This window comes from Amycolatopsis sp. NPDC003676 (assembly GCF_053587275.1).
Window position 1 is genome coordinate 1 of the sequence record NZ_JBSFNS010000378.1, and the last position, 1,131, is coordinate 1,131.

The following is a 1,131-nucleotide window of genomic DNA, read 5'->3' on the forward strand; positions in this document are numbered from 1 at the left end:
GTGCGCGGCTGCTCGCCCAGCGCCTCGGCCACGGTGAGCCCGAAATCGTCGATCGGGGCGAGCACGATGTCTTCCTTCATCGGGAAGTACCGGTTGACCGTGCGCGGGGAGACGTCGGCGCCCGCGGCGATCTGCTCGACCGTCGTTGCGTCGAATCCCTGCGCGTCGCACAGGCTCAGCCCGATCTCGACGATCGCGGCCCTGGTCTGGCGCTTCTTGCGCTCGCGCAGGCCGGTCGGGGCGTGGCGGGCCGCGAGCGGGCCTGCCGGTTCGGTCATCCGGTCGCCGGTGATCGGAGTGGTCGAGCCCACTTGCGGGTGATATCGGCGCGATCGGCGATGCCGCGACCGAGCACGACCCGGATACCGAGCTCGTCGAGCGCCCGGATCATCGCCTGGTGGACCGCGTCCGACGGGTTCGGCCACAGGTGCTCGACCACCGTGGTGACCCCGCTGCGCAGCAGTTCCAGACCACCGGCCAGCGCCGAGAGATAGGTCTGCTCCGGCGTAGCCGCGACCGTGAACTCACCGACGCAGCGCAACCATTCGAGCAGCGGCAGACCCTCGCCGGCACCGCGCAGCACGGCTTGTTGCAGGTGGGTGTGGGTGTTGACGAAGCCGGGCAGCAGATAGCCGGAACCGCCGTCGAAACGGGGCAGACCGGCGTGTTCGGGACCGGCCGCCAGGGCGACGACGACACCGTCGCGGACGACGACCTCGCCGGGCGCCCAGCCCTGTTCGGTGTAGACGGTGACGTCGGTGATGACAACGGACGCGGGGGAACCCATGCGCGCACCTCTTCTGCGGATGCGGCTGGTTCGCCCGCCCGGATCAGCGGAGCACGTCGTCCGTTGCAGCCATGAACGTCGTGGCACCGACCCTAGGAAGCCGGTGTTGCCACGGCGTTAAACGCGTGTCACGGCCGGACGTCCGCGCCGGGCGCCAGGATCTCCACGGCGGGCGTGGATTCCGGTTCGAGGAAGGCGAGCAGCGCCGCGGCCTCCGCTTCGACCTGCGCCGCTTCGGCTTTCGTCCAGGCACGGACCGGGCTGATCCGCAGTCGCGCGGTGCCGGACTTCACGAAGACCTTGTACATCCCCGCGAGGAAGCCGTCGATGAGCACCGGGGAGAC

At 70.1% G+C, this 1,131-nt stretch carries 3 protein-coding genes; all 3 read right to left on the reverse strand.

What is annotated here, in order from left to right:
* The coding region (locus ACWDNU_RS46555) for a TetR/AcrR family transcriptional regulator (RefSeq protein ID WP_449673538.1) at positions 1-278 on the reverse strand (278 nt) is incomplete at its 3' end.
* Positions 275-787, reverse strand: coding sequence for an amidohydrolase family protein (locus ACWDNU_RS46560; protein WP_449673539.1), 513 nt, complete (start codon positions 785-787; stop codon positions 275-277). The genes ACWDNU_RS46555 and ACWDNU_RS46560, both read right to left, overlap by 4 nt.
* Before the next feature lie 128 nt (positions 788-915).
* On the reverse strand, positions 916-1,131 hold a 216-nt coding region (locus tag ACWDNU_RS46565), incomplete at its 5' end, for a DNA glycosylase AlkZ-like family protein (RefSeq protein ID WP_449673540.1).